The sequence below is a fragment of the Coprobacter fastidiosus genome (assembly GCF_030296935.1).
GTDB classification, from domain to species: Bacteria; Bacteroidota; Bacteroidia; order Bacteroidales; family Coprobacteraceae; genus Coprobacter; species Coprobacter fastidiosus.
Genome location: NZ_AP028032.1, coordinates 3,144,230 through 3,163,977, shown reverse-complemented (window position 1 = coordinate 3,163,977; position 19,748 = coordinate 3,144,230). Strand labels below are relative to the sequence as shown.

Sequence of the window (19,748 nt, the reverse complement as noted above, 5' to 3'; positions counted from 1 at the left end):
GATTAAAACGGTCGCATATCACTACAATGCGCAATCGATTTTATCTTTATTTTTTGTCAAATTGATAAAAGCTCTTTTTGCATTCTGAAAAAAATTGACGAAATTTGTATCGCTTTTGTAAGATTGACAGTAGTTTTAATTATTAACACAAATAAATTCTCAATTACAATGAAAAAAAGTGCTCTGCAAATAGCTCGCGCAGCTTATCAACCGAAGTTGCCTAAAGCGCTTAAAGGGTCTCTCAAAATCCAAGAAGGAGCTCCGACTCAGTCTGTAGCTGACCAAGATGCTATTGCGAAATTATTCCCCAATACTTACGGAATGCCGGTATTATCGTTCATAGAAAGCAATGAAGTAAAAAATTACCCGGCAATTAATGCAGGAGTTATACTTTCGGGTGGACAAGCTCCCGGAGGTCATAATGTAATTGCAGGACTCTTCGACGGATTAAAAGCGCTGAACAAAGACTCCCGTTTATACGGATTTTTATTAGGACCGGGAGGTCTAGTCGATCACAAATATATCGAATTGACCCAAGATATTATCGATGAATATCGGAATACCGGTGGTTTCGACATTATCGGCTCAGGTCGTACAAAACTCGAGACAGAAGACCAATTCGATAAAGGGTTACAAATTATTAAAGAATTAAATATCAAAGCCCTCGTTATTATTGGAGGAGATGATTCTAATACCAATGCTTGCGTATTGGCAGAATACTACAAAAAAAACAATACGGGTGTACAGGTAATCGGTTGTCCCAAAACAATCGACGGAGACCTCAAAAACGAAATGATAGAAACATCTTTCGGATTCGACACGGCTTGTAAAGTTTATTCCGAAGTTATCGGAAATATCCAACGTGATTGCAACTCTGCAAAAAAATATTGGCACTTTATTAAATTGATGGGACGTTCGGCTTCTCATATTGCTTTGGAATGCGCATTACAGACCCAACCAAATATCTGTATCATCTCAGAAGAAGTAGAAGCCAAAAACATGTCATTAGACGATGTTGTGACATATATTGCAAAGATCGTTGCCGATCGTGCAGCACAAGGTAATAATTTCGGGACTGTTCTTATCCCTGAAGGATTGATCGAATTCATTCCAGCCATGAAAAGACTTATCGCCGAATTGAACGACTTCCTTGCACACAATAGCAATGAATTTGCTATGATTAAAAAATCAGAACAACGAAATTATATCATCAATCACCTCTCTTCCGAAAATTCGGCTATTTATGCAAGCCTTCCTGAAGGTGTCGCCCGTCAATTATCATTAGACCGCGATCCGCACGGAAACGTCCAAGTATCATTGATCGAAACTGAAAAATTACTTTCAGAAATGGTTAGCAAAAAATTGGCCGAATGGAAAGCTGAAGGCAAATACAACGGCAAATTCGCTGCTCAACATCATTTCTTCGGATACGAAGGTCGTTGCGCTGCTCCTTCTAACTTCGATGCCGACTACTGCTACTCATTAGGATACACAGCGGCAATGTTGATCGGTGAAGGTAAGACCGGATACATGTCTTCGGTACGTAATACTACAAAACCTGCAGATCAATGGATTGCAGGAGGTGTTCCTGTAACCATGATGATGAATATGGAACGCCGCCACGGAGAAATGAAACCGGTTATACAAAAAGCATTGGTAAAATTGGATGGTGCACCTTTCAAACATTTTGTAGCACAGCGCGAACAATGGGCTAAAGAGACTTGCTATGTTTATCCCGGACCGATCCAATACTTCGGACCGACAGAAGTTTGCGACCAACCGACAGAAACATTGAAATTGGAACAAGCCTAAAGATTATTATTCTTATATAAAAACGAGTCTCGTTTAACTGAAATGAGACTCGTTTTTTATATAAAAAAGCCTGTTATTCCATTTCTTTAAACAACCGGTCTGATCATAAAAAAATGCAGAGAATAAAAATATCCTCCGCATTTTTCTCAAAACATATTATACTTCCTTTATCTCTTAAACTGTGCCCTTACGAAATCAAGATATTCTGTTCCATAGCCATCACCGTAAGCCGGATCGGTAGGTTCTATCGCTGTATTGGTATTCCAATCGTTAAACGAATCGACAAACACGATAGGATGTCTGCCCAAATTACGTTTTGCCACATTACATAATGTTTTAAACGTATCTTTATTACGAACGACCAACGGGTATTGAGCATAATTCTGCAGATTCTCTACATACCAATTAAATGCAGGAGAAACTGTCGGAATAAATTCGTGCCCGAAGTTGCTGGACAAGAAACTCTGGAAATAAGCCCAGTTCTGGTCTATCAGTTGCGGGTACATTTGCGAACGGTTATAATTAGTCTGTTTATACATCGTTTCACAACACAATGCATCTACATTGCCTACAAAATAATATTGATAGCGTCCCGGAGGCGTAAAAGCTCCCTGACGGGCGACCAAGAACATATCATACCCTCTTTCTTCTTTCACATAAGCCCTCATATCGGCATATAGCTTCTTGCTATCTAAAGAATGGGTTTTATCTGCAGCAATAATAACAACCATAGGTTTCCCGTCAACCTTAAAATAATTAGGATCACTAAAATAATCGGCAATACGCTTAAAGATATCATTAAAACGCTGAAGCCGAGTCTGATACTTCAAAGGACGAGTAGAAACCACATCTTGCACCTCTTCAACACGCCCGCCCTCTTCGGCTTTCAATGCCGTCGGCTGATTATTAAAATTATTCATATTCACCGAAATCACATACTTCAGTCCCTTTAAATCGACAAGAGCACCACAAGCCGGATCATTCGCCGCCTTTCCGGTTACATCACGACGTCCTGTCACCACATTAACGAATGCAGTATCTCCTAACACATTAGGATATTTACCCATCGAAGTATTGCAATTCGGTAAAATGAAAAAGTCCAGTCCCGCCTGTAATGCCCAATCTACTTGCTGCTGAGCTATAGCGATAAACTCCTCATTATTCGGGTTCATCGGATAAGGAGCATCTGTGGCTTTAGATCCTTCCTCCGGATAATTGACAGAAGACAACATCGGTATGACATTCGCTCCTAAAATGGAGTTGGCATAGTCCAAAGGTTGTTTCAAACGCGCATATTTCTCTGCATTCATTCCTCCGCCTCCCAGATTCATATAATAAGCTCCTAACTGCAAACCGGCAGGTGGCTCAACATCGGGAATTTCATAATTCAGAAAATAATCATCTATACTGGGCCCGTCATCCTTCGCACAAGAAGAAAACATCAATAATCCGGCACAGAGATACAATCCTATTTTACTATTTCGTTTCATTCTATATTGATTTTATGTGTTCTAACTTATACAAATATATATTACCAATAGGGCGTAAACTCAACTTGTTTAATCACCTTCATATCGATATACTTGCCAAATTCCGTAGTATCCTTGATTGCCGGGAACTCTTTCTTTACGCCTTCCAAGAAATGATCCCAATCTTTACCATACCATTTTTGCGCAAATTTCGCACTGTACACTACTGTACCGGTTTTCCATTTGGCATCTCCGGTTGCTACATCAAACGGTTTAGCGAATTGCAACAAAGTAAAGAAGTTATCACCCCAATGAAAAATAGGCGATGATTGCGGAGAATTGGCTTGTAACAAATCGATAGCTTTATAATATTGCACCTTATTTTTAGTAAGTTCTTCCGTCGGATAAACCAACCGTTCCGGAATATAATCATAAGTCGTTTTCGAACCTTCCGGCAAATTATTAACAGATGCATAAAAATAAGGAGGATAATTCATTACCCTTGTACGACGTTCCAAAGTCCACGCAGCATGGCCATTAAAGAAATCAGCTAAATAACGTTGCTTCCATATTTGCTCCAAGTGGTTTTCATCACCGCCTTCTCCATTAACTTCAACTTTGTAAATACCCTGATAATCATACATACCTTCTCCATTCGTATTCCATTTCACACCATCTTGCTCATAATAATCGGAAGCGCCCGATACCCCCCATTGGTCGAATGAAGCAATAATACCGGCTTTATAATAATCTTCAGCAGATTTTGCTCCCAATCCATATTTAATTTGGGCTTCAGCAGCCAGAAAGTTAGCATCTGCAGCTGTCAGAATCGGATGAAATGCATCCATCTTAACAAGATCATAAGCGACTTTCGAATAAGTATCTCTACTAACATTGGCACTTGAGAACGGACTTGGGATTTTATTGACACCGTCATAAGTACCTACTTCCCAAGCACCTGTCGTAACCGGAGAATACTCTTCACGAGGACAATACGGAACTTTATATGTAACAATCATAGAGTCCATCATCAATTCATGCCCCTCAATTACACTTTTACGGAACAATGTATCCCGCACCTCAAAACGATCTTCAAAATCAAACGTTTTCTGACAATACGCTTCCAAACGCGGATCATTGAAAGATCTCAGCCAGATAAAGAAGTAGAGATTAACATTCGGATAGGAATCGATATTATTCGGTTTTGTATCAAGTTCTTTCAAAAAACGAGTATAATACCAAGATACATCGATATCTTTCTGAGTTCCCCATCTCGGACACATATTATCTTCTACAGTAGACATCAATAAATCTTCCCTGCCCATACTTGCCTGAATAGCCTGAAGCGAACGTTCTGGAATCGCACTTTGCGTATTCATTGCCACTTCAAGGCGCAATGTATTGGCAAACTTCAACCAACGAGACATATCGCTCTTTCCTCCAGAAACAGCATACACAGGATCTTTATCAAAACCGTCTTTATTCAAATCGATCTTGCCGATTGCATCATCGAGCATATTCAATACTGCCGTATAAATCGACTCTTCTGAGTCATACCTGTATTCATTCAAATCGGCATTTAAAGCATCCTGCATAGGCATAGGACCGAAAGAGGACGCCATAAAGTAATATAGGTATGCTTTCCAAATTTGGGCGATCTGCACTCTATTTACAGCTTCAGGTATATCTTTTTCTCTATCAATACCGATCTGCAGATTCTTTAAAACATCAATATACATCTTATTGAATGATCCGCTCGTATTATCTTTATCGCTTGGACCTCTGAAAGTAAGGAACGAATAGCGAGAAAACCACATAAAGTAGTTATAATTCATCTCTGCCATACAATCAATACTTTTATAAATTGTACCAGGAAATACATCCTGCAAGCGAACAGTGTATATTTTATTATGATTTGTATTAGCTTCCTCAAAACGGTCTTCACAAGAAGTAATTCCAGTAAAAAGCAAGAGTCCGGCTAATAAATACATTATCTTTTTCATATTCATCTCTATATTTTAGAAAGTTACTTTCAAGTCAAAACCATAAGTTGCGGTAGGCAACGGATAACCTTGCTCAAAACCTTGACCGTTCCCAGTCGTAGAAGTCGCTTCAGGATCGATTCCTTGTGGAGTATTCTGGAACAGAATAGCCAGGTTACGTCCAACAGCCGACAAACGCAAACTCTGGAAAGGAGTTTTCCGCAAAAGCTTTTTCGGGAAAGTATATCCCAATGCAACTTCACGCAATTTCACATAAGTCGCATCATAAGTGTTCATCTTGGCATTACGTCCGGATATGTGACAGAACATTACGTCCGGCTTCACCCAATCATTTACAACCGGATGTCCGCCTATTCCTTCAATACTTGCTTCAAATACACGTCCCGGGAAATATACCCCCTTAGGACGAGCACCATCCATATACGGCACACGATTAGCCAAATTATCGGCCGGGAAAGGCACATCGGTCGGTCTCAAATAACCGGCACGTTCCTGGTCGCTCTCATCCAATACCCATTTAGAGAAGAAATATTCATCACGGCCTTCCAAAGATTTTATACTGTTACCCATATTGTTCCCTTTATAAGCCGTTTCAGAATAAAATAATCCGCCTTTTTTAAAGTCAAACAAGAATGAGAAATCAAAGCCTTTATATCTGAATTGGTTTTTCCAACCACCCAAAAAATCCGGTTCTACATGACCGATATATACATCTTTTTGTTCAAGAGGCTTACCGGATGAATCAGCAATAACATTACCTGCAGCATCTCGTTGCCAGTCAGTTCCATACATCTGACCATAGGGTTTACCCACTTCAACATAACTGATACAACCATCCGCTCCGGCAGCACGCACCTGATAACGGTCTACTCCAGGAGTCAGAGAAACTATTTTAGAATTATTCTTAGACCAGTTGAAAATTGTTGTCCACTCAAAATTTTTCGTTTTTACCGGAGTAATAGAAGCTGTCAACTCAGCACCACGGTTTTGAATCTCTCCGGCATTTACGAAACGTTCTCTATAACCTGATGCTGAAGATACGCTCGCCCGCATGATTTGATCTGTCGTACTTTTCCAATAATAAGTAAAATCGACAGAGATCCTATTGTTCCAAAAACGGAAATCGGCACCTACCTCATAAGACGTTGTCTGTTCGGGTTTCAAATTAGGATTTTTACGAGTATTATCAGTCATATAATAAGGCATTCCCAAATAGGTGTTTGCAAGATTCAAACCATCATATAATGAATCGAACGGGGCATCATTACCAACTGTAGCGACAGATCCGCGCAATTTTCCGAATGTCAATATCTCTTTAGGAATCTCAAATGCCTGAGTCAATATAAAACTCAACCCCGTTGACCAATAGAAATAAGAATTATTTCCGGGAGACAAAGTAGAAGACCAGTCATTTCGTACTGTCCCGTCTAAATAGACCATATCTTTATATCCGACATTGGCCATCGCAAATACAGAAACTTTCTCTTTACCATCATAACTGTCGTTTCCAGTCAAAATAGCTCCATTATTTGCCAAACTCGGCATATCCGGTTGAGAAGTCGTTCCTACAGTCAAATTTGTACGCTCATTTCTCCGATTCTGCCATGAATAACCCAAGGATGCTGTCAGATTCCAGTCTTTCTTAAAACGTTTATTAAAGTTCAACATCGCCTCGATATTGTTATTCTGAGCCATTTGAGAGAACTCTTTGAACTGACCGTCCGTATCGAACTGGCTATACATATTGGTATATTCCCATCCTCTGGCAGTTTGCAAATCGGTAGCAATACGCAAACGGAAATTCAAATAATTCAAAATACGGTAATTCAATGTGATATTCCCCATAAACCAATGTTTCGTATCATGGTTCGGCAATTCATATAACAACCAGTACGGGTTAGTAAACCCACCATTCAAGTTATATGGTTTTCCTTCTCCATCTTTCCAAGGAATCAATTCTTCAACAGAAGTATCTCGAGGCAAATTTCCCAATATAAACAACGGATTACGGCTCGAAGAGTTACGGTATCCACGGTTATCCATGGCATCGTATGTATAACTTGCGTTGACATCGGCTGTCAAACGATCGGTCAACTTAGATTGTGTACGCAAATTGAACGAATGACGAGTACGCTCATTCCAATCTTTTACTACATCATTAGCTGTTAATACGGTATAAGAAAAACGTATCGAAGCTTTATCCGTTACCTTATCAAAAGACAAAGAGTTTGTCCAGGCAATACCGGTTTTATAAAGATCCGAAATATTATTTTTATTCGGAGAATAAGAACGAAGTTCTCCTCCACGCCCGATAATCGGGAAACCCAACATAGGAAGACCGTAGCTACGATCACTGGCATCTTGAGATGTCAAGTTAAATATTCCCCAAGGCAAATTAGGATTATAGGTAGTATTTAATCCGTTCTTACCTGTCATATTCAATGCATTCTGATTAATTTCGGCATTCATACCGGAACCATAAATATTCTGATATGCCGGATATTGGTACAGACGACTCAACTGCACGTTAGAAGAGAATGAGACACCCCAGCCTGCACGAGCCTGAGCCTTTTTCGTCGTAATCAAAATAACACCGTTCGCACCGTCTGACCCGTACAAAGCCGATGCATTTGCACCTTTCAGAATTTCTATACTCTCTATATCGTCCGGATTGATGTTGGCAGCAGCATTACCATAATCGAGTTCACCATTTTCTCCCATATCATTCATAATAGGAATACCGTCGATCACATAAAGCGGCTGGTTATTACCCGTAATAGAGTTATTACCGCGTATAACTACACGTGTCGAACTTCCAGGACCTCCACCAGATATAATCTGAACCCCCGAAACCTTACCTTGCAACATATTCAACAAGTTCGCATCACGGGTCTGGGTCATTTCATCATCCATCTTTACGGTCTGACGTCCGTAAGTCAAAGATTTAGCATCACGACGAATACCCAAAGCCGTTACAACTGTTTCTTCCAACTCTTGAACTTTCGGTTTTAACGTGATTTTCAAGAAAGTCGTTTTAGAATTGACTGTAATGTTCTGCGGTACACATCCGATATATGTCACATTAATCGTGGCATTCTCAGGAATCTGTAACGTAAACTTTCCATCGATGTTAGTTGTTGTTGTCCGTTTCGATGACAAATCCCGTATCGTCGCACCAATCACAGGTTCCCCTTGCTCATCAAATACCGTACCTTCTAATTTACGGTTTTGTGCAGACAATGTCTGAAAAGAGGAAAGAATCAGAGCAAAGATCAGAGCAAAAAAACTCATTCGGAACGGACGTCTAACCGTCATCCGATCTTCACATTCTCTATTGTTTTCCATAATTATAAAATAAATTTAATAAATGTGTGTATATCTCCTCGCTAAAAAAATTTTAGCGTAACAAAGATCAAAAAGCATAAGTTCAACAGGAATTTTCTTAAAAATATCAGATATAACAAAATCTATTTTTCTTACAAAATCTGACTTCCATGGCATCAAGAAAATCTTAAAATTAGAAAATTGAAGTGTCTGTTTAAATTTCCAGACACTCCTATTTTCCAGCACTCACTAACTATTTTACACTAACTAAAATACTTTTTACTTGATTTCCTGCAATAACCTGTACCGCATAAATACCAGAAGACAAGTTTACCGGAACTTCTTGAGCAAAAGCTCCCGCTTCTATAGATTTAGTAGCAGAAGATAGCAATTGAGAAGACATATTATATATATTGATCTTAACAACTGATGATTCAGAAATACCGTTAACATGAATATTTCCATCTGCATAATATATATTCAATTCAGAATCGGATACAATACTTTTATCTACAGCCAAAGGATATACTTCCGAATCTTGTTCGATAGCTCCAATCGCACATTTTCCATCTGTAAATTTACGGTACAGATCTCGTCCGTCTGTTTGTGAAAAAGGTTGCAACAAACGACCTTCTCCAAAAGTCAAACCTTCATTATCGGAAGGTAAAAACAGATATCCTTCATCAATATAATAATCAAAATTATCCCAAAGTGAAAATCCTGCTTTAAGCTCTCCATTAGAGGAATAGTTCCAGCGATTTTCTTCTTTCAACTTAGCCAATTCTTCTTCTGTAGCAATGGCCGCATCAGCAGAAGTTCCTACTAACGCATATTGACCGCCGAAAGAGATACGTCCCAACCATGAACGTCTCAAATCCAAATTGGTTACAACATCTTTATTTTTTGAATTCTGGAAATTAACATCTCCATAATAAAGATCGGGACGTCCGTCATTAAGTTGCTTTGGAATCGATGCGTGATTGTTCTCAATTATGCTATTCCAAATTCTCTTTTTCATTGCTTGAGGCGACAAGTCTCCGTCCGCATCCAAAGTGCGTATTCCTGCGTCATTATATCCATTACCGTCAAGAGCTCCGCTCATATTCTCGGTTATCGTACAATTTATAATATTCAACTCATTAGTCGACCGACCATATTTACAAAGAATAGCACCACCTGCACCTTGCGCATAATTATAAAGAATCGTCGTATTTACCAGATTAAACTTTACAAAAAATCCTTGCATATTGGGAACAGCATTGTGCATATAAATAGCACCTCCACCCTTTCCAGCATCAGCGTTTCCGTTTCCATTCCAACTCGACATTGCAAAATTATCTGCTATAACACAATTTTCAAATGTGATAGGAGTCTCCGCTCCATTATTGGCAGCCCCTGTTTCTTCAAAATAAATAGCACCACCGGAATTATTAGCTCCATTATGGACCATACGACAATTTTTTACATGCAATTTATTATTCTTTCCATTGCTCAAAGAAATACCTATTGCACCGCCTTTATTCGCTGCGCCATAACCATCGGGAATTCCCCAAATACCACCTCCTGCATCGTCCGACACCCAAGTAGCATTATTAGCATAAAAGAGTGTATTTGTAATATTAACAGCACCACCGCCCTGCCAAGAAATAGCACCACCGAGACCACCGAAATTATGACGGAACTCACAATTATCCATATTGATGTTTGCTGCAATAATCACCATAGCACCTCCTTGATTACTGTTGTCATTACCACGAGTCAGGACTTTGTTCCCCGTAAAAAAACAATTTTCAAAATCGACACTTATACTTCTTATATAACAAGCACCTCCTGTATCACTAGCGCCTTTACCATTCGTAAAACGCAAGTTCTTAAAAGTATGTTTTCCACCGGTCAAACCTCCGTCAATCCGAAATATACGACTTCTATCACTTCCGGTAAACCCACAAGTCATGGTATCTTTCCCGATAAATGTCATCGGTACATCCAAAAATAATACACCCATATCTCCACCGTTTGCATTCCATGTGCGATATTCACGCTCTACTCCATCAGGACCTTTTAACGATTGAGGATAACCGGTAGCGTAATCTCCCGCATTACCGATAATATCTCTCCATCCCCCCGATTTTGAAGGTTCTTTAGTAATATCGATAATTCCGTCTACATAAACCTCCACAGGTGTATGCCCCATTGTATCTTGAGCCAAAGTCGGACTTTTATAAATTTCAGTAATTACACCACTAACCGAGGCCTTAGCTGTAGCCTCTGTCAATCCATCATTATCATCACTACCTTCAGGTGACAAATAATACTTCTTGGCATCAGCATAAGATGAAGTAAAAAGACCTGCAAACAAAATAGCAAGTGCTATCCTTTTCAGAGTACTTACATTTCTCATGATAATCAAGTTTTAATTCTACAATTTGTTATTAATTTATTATTGATTTAAGATCAATCTTTCTATCATATTAAAAAAACTATTACATTTTTCAAATTCAAAACCCACAGTGTAAATTTTCAGCAAATCCTATTATTGCCTACTATTTCTGAAACAAAAGTATATCTAAAGTATTAATTCACCTCTTTATTTTATATTAATTAGTGATTAAAAAACAATTAAATAAGGAATCCGATAGAAATATTCTTTAGCACTCAAATCAAACTTAAACCCGGTAAAACAATTAAAATATACAACAAATACAAATTAATTTTATCATACTCAATTAAAATACAAATAAATTGACATCTAAAAAAATAAGCATATAAGATTTTCATATCAATGATAAAACTATTTAATATTTCAAATAATTACCTATCAAAAATAATTTACAAAAAACTTCTATCAGCATTTCTATAATATTACAAAACTATTAATAGAGTAAGGCAAAGAAATGAATAAATCTATAATCACAGTTCATTCAATATCATTTTTAACAGACAACTTTCACATGATTTATATAAACATTTTTCTATTCGAATTAAAAAAAAGATATTTAGCATGTCTTCTCTGTCAGTATATCTATACATTAAGAATTCTATTTCCGATATTTTTCAGAAGCACTCCGATTTTACTATTAATGAACATAGCAAAAACAAACATCTATTTTTAACTAAATAACAGAAAGGAAATAATGAGTATTATAGCAGACTCTTATATATTTTGGTCCTATCATAACAGAAGTTGTTTCTCAATATATTTATTTTTAAGAGTATTTTCAGCCTCGATAAGAAAGACAAACAAAGCCTCATGACAGCAAAAAAAATAGAAAACAGATTGTCTAAACAAAAAATAAGGCGGTCAAAATGACCGCCTCAGAATCTGTTACAAATTATACTTCTAAAACCCAATCATCTTATTACATAAGCATCTCCTGTAATCTGGCATACAGAACTTTTTACCAATCCTTTCGACTTAGCCTCAGAAGTAGGCGACATTCCTCCTGCGTATATTGTTTTCTTACCCGGAAATACAGTTATGATCCCGTTATCATCCGGCAAAGACATATCTCTCGGAGAAATCTCGAACGAAAGCGTTTTTTCTTCTCCTGCTTTCAAATAAACTCGCTTAAATCCTTTCAAAGCCGTAATCGGAGCTTTTTCCACACCTTCATGAGAAAGATACAGTTGGACAACTTCATCCCCATTTTTCTTCCCTATATTTTTAACTTTTACCGAAACTTTTATCGGCTCACCGACTTTTCCTCCGGATACGACTTGCGGTACAGAATAATCGAACATCGTATAACTTAACCCAAAGCCGAACGGATACAACGCTTCACCTTTGAAATAGCGATAAGTTCTATTTGCCATAGAAAACGCTCCGAAAGGCGGCAAATCGCTATCCGAACGATAGAACGTAACAGGCAGCTTCCCCGAAGGATTATAATCGCCAAATAATACATCTGCAATTGCTTGTCCTGCAAATTGACCGCCATACCATGCATTCAGGATAGCAGGAATATTCTGAGATTCCCATTCTATACCTAAAGCACTACCCGTCATCATCACAAAAATAACCGGCAAACCCGCCTCTTTCATTTTTTTCATCAATTCAGTCTGTACTTCAGGTAAAGCAATTGTCGTACGGTCTCCACCTCGAAATCCATCGACCGAGATCGGCAATTCCTCACCTTCAAGACGAGGAGATATTCCCCCTACAAAGATCACCTGATCTACACCTTTTAAGCGTTCTATCAAAGCATTTAAGGTTTTTTCATCCGAAGGTTTCACACAATCTATCGCTCTATCGTAAATGACTTGTGTGCGCTTTCCGACTTTCGAACGTATTGCCTCCAGCGGAGTAATCACCTTGGAGGGAAAGCCGTTATAATTTCCCAATACAACAGTCGAGTCATCGGCATTCGGACCTATAACAGCAATTTTCTTTAAATTTTTACGTAAAGGCAATACATTATCATTTTTCAACAACACAACCGATTCCCTGGACATTTTCAAAGCCAATGCCTTGTGTTCGTCACATTCAAGAACAGACAACGGAGTATCGGCATATTTTACCCGATCTGCAGGATCAAAAAGGCCCAAACGGAACCGGGTCATAAAAAGGCGCTTTACCGATTCATCGATCTGAGCTTCGGTAATAAGTCCTTGTTTCACGGCATCGACCAGTTTTACATATATATTCTGCCCACACTCAAGATCTGTTCCATGCAATACGGCATCAGCCGAGGCATGAGCAGCATCGGCGTGAGTTTTATGCTTCAAAAAATCATCAATAGCTCCGCAATCAGATGTCACATAACCGGTAAACTTCCATTGTTTTCTTAAAATATCCTGCATTAAAAGGTCATTTCCACAACACGGCTGACCGGCCAAAGCATTGTAAGCACACATTACGCTCGACACTTTCGCATCCACGACCAAATCCCTGAAAGCAGGTAAATATGTGTCCCACAAATCATACATGCTCACTTCTGTATTGAAAAAATGCCGGGAAATTTCCGGACCACTATGCACGGCATAATGTTTTGCGCATGCCGATGCTTTTAAATATTTAGGATCATCACCCTGCAAACCGTTGACGAAAGCTTTTCCTAAAGTTCCGGTCAAATAAGGGTCTTCTCCGTAAGTCTCCTGTCCTCTTCCCCAGCGCGGATCTCGAAAAATGTTAATATTCGGAGTCCAATAAGTCAATCCATGATAAATTTCATGAACCCCTTTCGATATGGCATCATGATATATAGCCCGGCCTTCATCGGCAATAGATGATGCAACTTGTTGAAATAAAGCATCATCCCATGTTGCAGCCATACCTATGGCTTGTGGAAATACCGTCACCTTATAAGGTGTACGTCCAACTCCATGCAAACATTCATTCCACCAATCATAGGCCGGAATGCCCAAACGCTCGATAGCCGGAGCTTTATTCAACATTTGGGAAATCTTTTCTTCCAATGTCAACCGAGATACCAAATCATCTACCCTTTTTTCGAAAGAAAGATCAGGGTTTTGAAACGGAAAAGTATTCTGAGCCTTTCCCGTATGAGCGCAAAAACCCCATAAAACAAATAAAACGCAATAAAAAATTTGATTTTTCATGTATGATAGTGTTTATGTTGATGATTAAAATTCAAGATATGCAAAAATAGCATTAATTTATAATCCCAAAAAATTACATTCACAAAGATCACGATTCTATATTAAAGAAATAAAAACATCTCGATTAAATACAAATTAAAAAAGGCATAAATAAACAGATTAGAATCCGGGGATACTTAAGTACCAAACTTTCAATAAAAACGCTAATCCTCTTGTTTATAATAAACAATGCTTCATGGTTGGGACACTTGGGCTTGGGCAGATTCTTCTTGAAGTCCCAATGTGCAGGATTGACTGAGATTCCTAAGCTTTTGTACTTCTTCTTACCGTCTTTACAAATTCTCACCATAAGTAGTGATTCATTATTCTTAAAATTTTTGATTTACAGGATATTACATTAACCGTTATTATCATTCTTAGTTTAACTCTCGGTTTAACTGAACCATGTAAACCAACGCAATTTAGACATAAAAAAAGAGAATTACTTTGGCGTAACTCTCTGATTCCTAAGTGATCCGCCTGGGGCTCGAACCCAGGACCCCAACATTAAAAGTGTTGTGCTCTACCAGCTGAGCTAGCGAATCATCGCGGGCATTTGTTTTTCCAAATGCGTTGCAAAGGTACGCTTTATTTTTATTTCTGCAAATTATCCATGCACTTTTTTATCACTTTCCGATACATTTTCAAATATAAAAGTCATGTATAAAACATACATACTTATTTTTTAAACAGTTATACACATACAATAATAAAAAAATTTCTCATCTTACTTTCCTCTAACATCTCTCTGATTAATTACAAGCAAATAGCTTAATAACATCAATTTGGATTTCTTTCTATTGATCTAATCGCATAATAGAAATCATGACTTCGATATTTTCCTTCAAAATATTATATTTGCTTTTTACTAACTAAAAATATAATATGGAGAACCCTATATTTGCCCTCGCCGAAAAAAATCAAAAACGAGCAAAAAACATCATAGAAGAAACAAACATAATAAATATATGGAAGTCGATAGGAGCAGAAATCAATCTGGTCGGTTCTTTAAGAATGGGCCTACTCCTAAAACATAAAGACATCGACTTTCATATTTACACCACACAGCTTAACATCTATGACAGTTTCAAGGCCATCGCACAATTAGCCCAAAGTCCTTCTATAACAAAAATCGAATACAACAATCTTATCGATACAGAGGAACATTGCATCGAATGGCATGCTTGGTATATAGATAAAGATAACGACCTGTGGCAAATAGACATGATCCATATTTTAAAAGGATCTCGATATGATGGCTATTTTGAAAAAGTTGCCGACAACATTTGTGCAGCTCTTACCCCTGAAAAAAAATTAGCCATTTTAACTCTGAAGAACGAAACTCCAGATACGGAAAAAATCATGGGAATAGAATATTATCAAGCCGTAATTGAAAACGGAATAGATAATTACTCTGATTTTATCGAATGGAGAAAAAAACATCCTGCAAATGGAATCGTAAATTGGATTCCATAAATAACAGAATCCTCCTTTTTTGAAAAAAGGGGGAAAAGGCCATAAAAAGAAAGATTTTGACAATTTTTTTAGTAGAAATAATAAAATAGCGGCTTGACAATCTTTACATTTTTAGGTAATTTCGTAAAATAATTTAAGAGCCTATTTCTTTTTTTCCAAAAGAAAATATTATGAGAATATTCTAATTATTACAACAAAATAATTTTAGAATTTTGAAAGACTCTTAAAACTTAAAACAAGAGGCTATTCTCTCTTTTTTAAATAATCCGAAACAGGTTTATTTCATTCCGGATAAACTTTTGAACAGGTTCTTAATTCTAGCTATCGTACAAACTATTTATTATTTATGTATAAACTTTAGAACAATAATTTTTTTATAAAAACGAATTACCCAAATACAAATCTGAACATGTCTTTTATCTATCATTTTATTTATCGCATAATTCTAACTGCAGACTATCTAAAAAAAGGATTTTTCTTTTTCCTGCCAATCATCATGTTCGGATTTGTAAACAACTTATATGCCCAACAAGATACAATATTTTTTCATTCAAAACCATCAGATACCATCACCAGTGACTCGGCAGTAATTCAATTTTTATCTGATGCCGACATTCCCGTTACAACAGATAATAAAATTCATTTGCTTAAAAGCGGAAAAGAAAAATTTGATGATTTATTCTCTGCTATAAAAAAAGCCAAACATCATATACATCTTGAATACTTCAATTTCCGCAACGATTCTATTGCTAATGAACTTTTTACCTTACTGGCTCATAAAGCTCAAGAAGGCGTAGAAATACGAGCTCTGTTCGACGCATTCGGAAACTGGTCAAACAGCCGACCATTGAAAAAAAAACACTTAAAGAATTTACGTGAAAAAGGGATCGAAATTTATCATTTCGACCCCCTGCGTTTTCCCTATATAAACCACGTATTTCATCGAGATCATCGGAAAATTGCTGTTATAGACGGAACAATCGCCTATGTCGGAGGTATGAATATTGCCGACTATTATATTAAAGGCTTGCCGGAAATAGGAGAATGGAGGGATATGCATGTACGCATCGAGGGAAAAGCCACACATTATCTGCAAGAGATATTCCTTTCTATCTGGAATAAGACTACTAAACAGAATATCAGCGGGACAGTGTATTTTCCCATTTATTCAGATACAACATTTCATAAAGGTAAATCGATAGCTATTGTTGATCGAACTCCGAAAAAATCGCCAAAACAAATAAGACAAACCTATGCAAAGTCAATCGACGTAGCAAAATCGAATATACAAATTGTAAATCCATATTTTTTACCTACTCGTTCTATAAGAAAAGCTTTAAAATCGGCATTAAAACGCGGGATCAATGTAGAAATCATGATTTCCGCAAAAGCAGATATCGCATTTACACCTGAAGGTTCGATTCGTGTTGCCCATAATCTAATGAAAAAAGGAGCTCATATTTACTTATATAACGGAGGATTTCATCATTCTAAAATCATGATGATAGACAGTACTTTCTGTACTGTAGGAACAGCGAATCTCGACAGTAGAAGCTTACGATATGACTATGAAGTAAATGCGTTCATTTTTGATAAAGAGATAACAGAAGAACTCTCTGAAATTTTTGAAAAAGACAAGCAAAATTGCACTATGCTTACACCGGAAAAATGGAGAAAAAGATCGGTATGGAAACGTTTTGTAGGGTTATTGGCTCAAATGTGCACTCCATTCCTATAAACTTTGTTTAACTCCTGCAATTACCTATACCGAGATAAGAAATCAACCAATCTTTACAAAATCGAGCTTTTGAATTTATAAATTTATACTTATTTAACAGAAAGGTATTTCATATTCAGATAAAGGAAGATAATTTTGTTTATCATTTTATAGTACATTTTTTCTTTTCATAAAACACACATATTAAACACACAAAACCATGAAACTTTCAAAGATCATTTTTATCATTGCGATTTTTATTTTTACAGCAAATTCGGTTCAGGCGAAAAAAATTACACCTAAACGAGAAACAGTAGAATGGATAGATGTATGGTTACCACATACTAACGATGACAAATTACCAAGAGTATTGCTTATCGGAAACTCCATTACACGAGGATATTATCCTAAAGTTGAAAAATTACTCAAAGGGAAAGCTTATGTAGCGCGATTAACAACTTCCAAAAGTTTAGGAGATCCGGCACTCATTCAAGAAATAAATCTGATAATGAGTTACGAGAAATTCGATTTAGTACACTTCAATAACGGATTACACGGCTGGGAATATACCGAAGACGAATATGATGCAGCATTTCCCGACATGATCAAAGCTATTTGCAAAAATGCACCGAATGCGAAACTGATTTGGGCTACAACCACACCTATACGCACAGGGAAATACTGCGAACGACTCGAAGAAAGAGTAGCTCGCATTGTTACCAGAAATGAAATAGCACAAAAACATATTTCAAAAGCAAAAGATATAAAAACCAACGATTTATTCAATCTAATACTCGACCATCCCGAATATTTTATCGGAGGAGATGGTGTGCATCCTATAGACAAAGGCTATCAAGTACTTGCAGAACAAGTTGCAAAAAAAATTTTAGAATCTTTGAGTGAATAAAAAGAACTTAAAGAAAATATTTTTCATTAATACACAAACACACACAATGAAAAAAATAGTATTATTTGCCTTTATTGTATTTCTATATTCGACAGCTTATACACAAATAAAAGTTGCCTGTATCGGGAATAGCATAACTGCAGGATCAGGTATAAAAAACCGAGATAAAGATAGTTATCCGTCTGTATTGAACCAAATGCTGGGAAAAGACTATTTAGTGCGTAATTTCGGGATCAGCGGACGTATTATTATAAACAAAGGCGATAATCCCTATATGAAAGAAAAAACATATCGGGATGCCTTAAAATTTTTACCGGACATAGTCATTATCAAATTAGGGACGAATGACTCCAAGCCTCAGAACTGGAAATACAAGAATGACTTCAAATCTGATTTGGAAACAATGATTCAAGATTTTCAGGCTCTTTCATCCCAGCCTAAAATATATCTATGCACTCCGGCAAAAGCTTATGGAATACAATGGGGTATCAATGACAGTATCATAACCAAAGGAATCATACCCATCATCCGACAAATCGCACAAGAAAAAAAGCTACCTGTCATCGATATACATACAGCGACCGATAATATGCCAAATCTCTTTCCGGATAAAATACACCCAAACCCCGAAGGAGCAATTATCATTGCAGAAACAGTTTATGAAAGCATCAAAAATGAAAAGCAATACCATGACTCTGCAAGCTTTTCCCGGAATAAAAAGCAAATGGGAGCGATATGATCGATATGATTTCAAATTTAAAAACCGTAACGCCATCGTAGTAGTTCCCCAAAAAGCTGCTCCGGGAAATCCTTGGATATGGCGACCGGCGTTTTTCGCAGCATTTCCCAGCGTAGATATTGCTCTGTTAGCAAAAGGGTTTCATGTCGCCTATTATGATCTCACTCATTTATACGGAAGTCCTCATGCCGTAAAGTTAGGAACTGAATTTTGCAACTATATGAGAGATTTTTATCAACTTTCCTCCAAAGTAACCGTCGAGGGGTTCAGCAGAGGAGGATTCTTTGCGTTCAACTGGGCTGCACAAAATACCGACCGAGTAGCATGTCTGTATGTCGATGCACCTTTATGTGATCTTTTTTTATGGCCTGGAAGAGACAATAAAAAATTATGGAACGATGTATTGAAGGAATGGAATTTAAAAGACAATCAAATGACTGAAGATAAAGGAAAATCTATTTACAGGCTCAAAGCTTTGGCAGAGGCAAATATTCCGATTATCAGCGTTTGCGGTGACAGCGATGAAGCTGTACCCTTCGAACAGCACATGGATATTATCAGAAAACGTTACTTAGAACTGGGAGGTACAGTTAGAGTAATCACAAAACTCGGTTGCGGACACCATCCACACAGTTTGACAGATCCGACACCCATTGTCAATTTTATTCTCAAATACACAAAATAAGCATTTTCTGATGCAAAC

At 37.4% G+C, this 19,748-nt stretch carries 11 protein-coding genes, 1 tRNA gene and 1 pseudogene; 6 read left to right on the top strand and 7 right to left on the bottom strand.

Annotated features, from left to right (window positions below):
- Window positions 1-168 precede the first annotated feature (168 nt).
- Complete coding sequence (locus QUE35_RS12470; protein WP_009317720.1) at window positions 169-1,812, top strand: diphosphate--fructose-6-phosphate 1-phosphotransferase; 1,644 nt, start codon at window positions 169-171, stop codon at window positions 1,810-1,812.
- A gap of 167 nt (window positions 1,813-1,979) precedes the next feature.
- Here the strand turns inward: QUE35_RS12470 and QUE35_RS12465 are convergent, their stop codons facing one another.
- The 7 genes from QUE35_RS12465 to QUE35_RS12435 form a co-directional block, all read right to left on the bottom strand.
- Window positions 1,980-3,302 carry a glycoside hydrolase family 99-like domain-containing protein gene (locus QUE35_RS12465; RefSeq protein ID WP_009317721.1) on the bottom strand — a complete coding sequence of 441 codons (1,323 nt, stop codon included), beginning with the start codon at window positions 3,300-3,302 and terminating at the stop codon, window positions 1,980-1,982.
- 41 nt (window positions 3,303-3,343) lie between these two features.
- Window positions 3,344-5,284, bottom strand: coding sequence for a SusD/RagB family nutrient-binding outer membrane lipoprotein (locus QUE35_RS12460; RefSeq protein WP_169721133.1), 1,941 nt, complete (start codon window positions 5,282-5,284; stop codon window positions 3,344-3,346).
- A 15-nt stretch (window positions 5,285-5,299) separates the two neighbouring features.
- Complete coding sequence (locus QUE35_RS12455) at window positions 5,300-8,629, bottom strand: SusC/RagA family TonB-linked outer membrane protein (RefSeq protein WP_022601467.1); 3,330 nt, start codon at window positions 8,627-8,629, stop codon at window positions 5,300-5,302.
- Window positions 8,630-8,861: 232 nt separating this feature from the next.
- Complete coding sequence (locus QUE35_RS12450) at window positions 8,862-11,009, bottom strand: T9SS type A sorting domain-containing protein (protein WP_022601469.1); 2,148 nt, start codon at window positions 11,007-11,009, stop codon at window positions 8,862-8,864.
- A 950-nt stretch (window positions 11,010-11,959) separates the two neighbouring features.
- Complete coding sequence (locus QUE35_RS12445) at window positions 11,960-14,167, bottom strand: glycoside hydrolase family 3 C-terminal domain-containing protein (RefSeq protein WP_009317725.1); 2,208 nt, start codon at window positions 14,165-14,167, stop codon at window positions 11,960-11,962.
- A 124-nt stretch (window positions 14,168-14,291) separates the two neighbouring features.
- Complete coding sequence (locus QUE35_RS12440; RefSeq protein WP_244925462.1) at window positions 14,292-14,516, bottom strand: Arm DNA-binding domain-containing protein; 225 nt, start codon at window positions 14,514-14,516, stop codon at window positions 14,292-14,294.
- A 162-nt stretch (window positions 14,517-14,678) separates the two neighbouring features.
- A tRNA-Lys gene (locus tag QUE35_RS12435) sits at window positions 14,679-14,751 on the bottom strand.
- A gap of 340 nt (window positions 14,752-15,091) precedes the next feature.
- Here QUE35_RS12435 and QUE35_RS12430 point away from each other — a divergent pair.
- The 5 genes and pseudogenes from QUE35_RS12430 to QUE35_RS12410 all read left to right on the top strand — a co-directional run bounded on the left by QUE35_RS12430 (window position 15,092) and on the right by QUE35_RS12410 (window position 19,730).
- A complete protein-coding gene (locus QUE35_RS12430) occupies window positions 15,092-15,682 on the top strand; it encodes a hypothetical protein (protein WP_022601470.1) in 591 nt (196 codons plus the stop codon).
- Window positions 15,683-16,178: 496 nt separating this feature from the next.
- On the top strand, window positions 16,179-17,420 hold the full coding sequence (cls, locus tag QUE35_RS12425) for a cardiolipin synthase (protein WP_031258658.1): 1,242 nt from the start codon (window positions 16,179-16,181) through the stop codon (window positions 17,418-17,420).
- A gap of 199 nt (window positions 17,421-17,619) precedes the next feature.
- Window positions 17,620-18,306, top strand: coding sequence for an SGNH/GDSL hydrolase family protein (locus QUE35_RS12420; RefSeq protein ID WP_009317732.1), 687 nt, complete (start codon window positions 17,620-17,622; stop codon window positions 18,304-18,306).
- Window positions 18,307-18,412: 106 nt separating this feature from the next.
- Window positions 18,413-19,045 (top strand): annotated as a pseudogene (locus tag QUE35_RS12415) (GDSL-type esterase/lipase family protein); the annotation flags it as partial.
- On the top strand, window positions 18,981-19,730 hold the full coding sequence (locus tag QUE35_RS12410) for an alpha/beta fold hydrolase (RefSeq protein WP_286260918.1): 750 nt from the start codon (window positions 18,981-18,983) through the stop codon (window positions 19,728-19,730). The pseudogene QUE35_RS12415 and the gene QUE35_RS12410, both read left to right, overlap by 65 nt.
- Window positions 19,731-19,748 lie beyond the last annotated feature (18 nt).

Excerpts from the sequence above, each read along its gene's own strand:
- QUE35_RS12430 (WP_022601470.1), top strand. The coding sequence starts at position 15,092 with ATGGAGAACCCTATATTTGCCCTCGCCGAAAAAAATCAAAAACGAGCA.
- QUE35_RS12465 (WP_009317721.1), bottom strand. The coding sequence starts at position 3,302 with ATGAAACGAAATAGTAAAATAGGATTGTATCTCTGTGCCGGATTATTG.
- QUE35_RS12440 (WP_244925462.1), bottom strand. The coding sequence starts at position 14,516 with ATGGTGAGAATTTGTAAAGACGGTAAGAAGAAGTACAAAAGCTTAGGA.
- QUE35_RS12470 (WP_009317720.1), top strand. The coding sequence starts at position 169 with ATGAAAAAAAGTGCTCTGCAAATAGCTCGCGCAGCTTATCAACCGAAG.
- QUE35_RS12445 (WP_009317725.1), bottom strand. The coding sequence starts at position 14,167 with ATGAAAAATCAAATTTTTTATTGCGTTTTATTTGTTTTATGGGGTTTT.
- QUE35_RS12455 (WP_022601467.1), bottom strand. The coding sequence starts at position 8,629 with ATGGAAAACAATAGAGAATGTGAAGATCGGATGACGGTTAGACGTCCG.
- QUE35_RS12460 (WP_169721133.1), bottom strand. The coding sequence starts at position 5,284 with ATGAAAAAGATAATGTATTTATTAGCCGGACTCTTGCTTTTTACTGGA.
- QUE35_RS12450 (WP_022601469.1), bottom strand. The coding sequence starts at position 11,009 with ATGAGAAATGTAAGTACTCTGAAAAGGATAGCACTTGCTATTTTGTTT.
- QUE35_RS12410 (WP_286260918.1), top strand. The coding sequence starts at position 18,981 with ATGAAAAGCAATACCATGACTCTGCAAGCTTTTCCCGGAATAAAAAGC.
- cls (WP_031258658.1), top strand. The coding sequence starts at position 16,179 with ATGTTCGGATTTGTAAACAACTTATATGCCCAACAAGATACAATATTT.
- QUE35_RS12420 (WP_009317732.1), top strand. The coding sequence starts at position 17,620 with ATGAAACTTTCAAAGATCATTTTTATCATTGCGATTTTTATTTTTACA.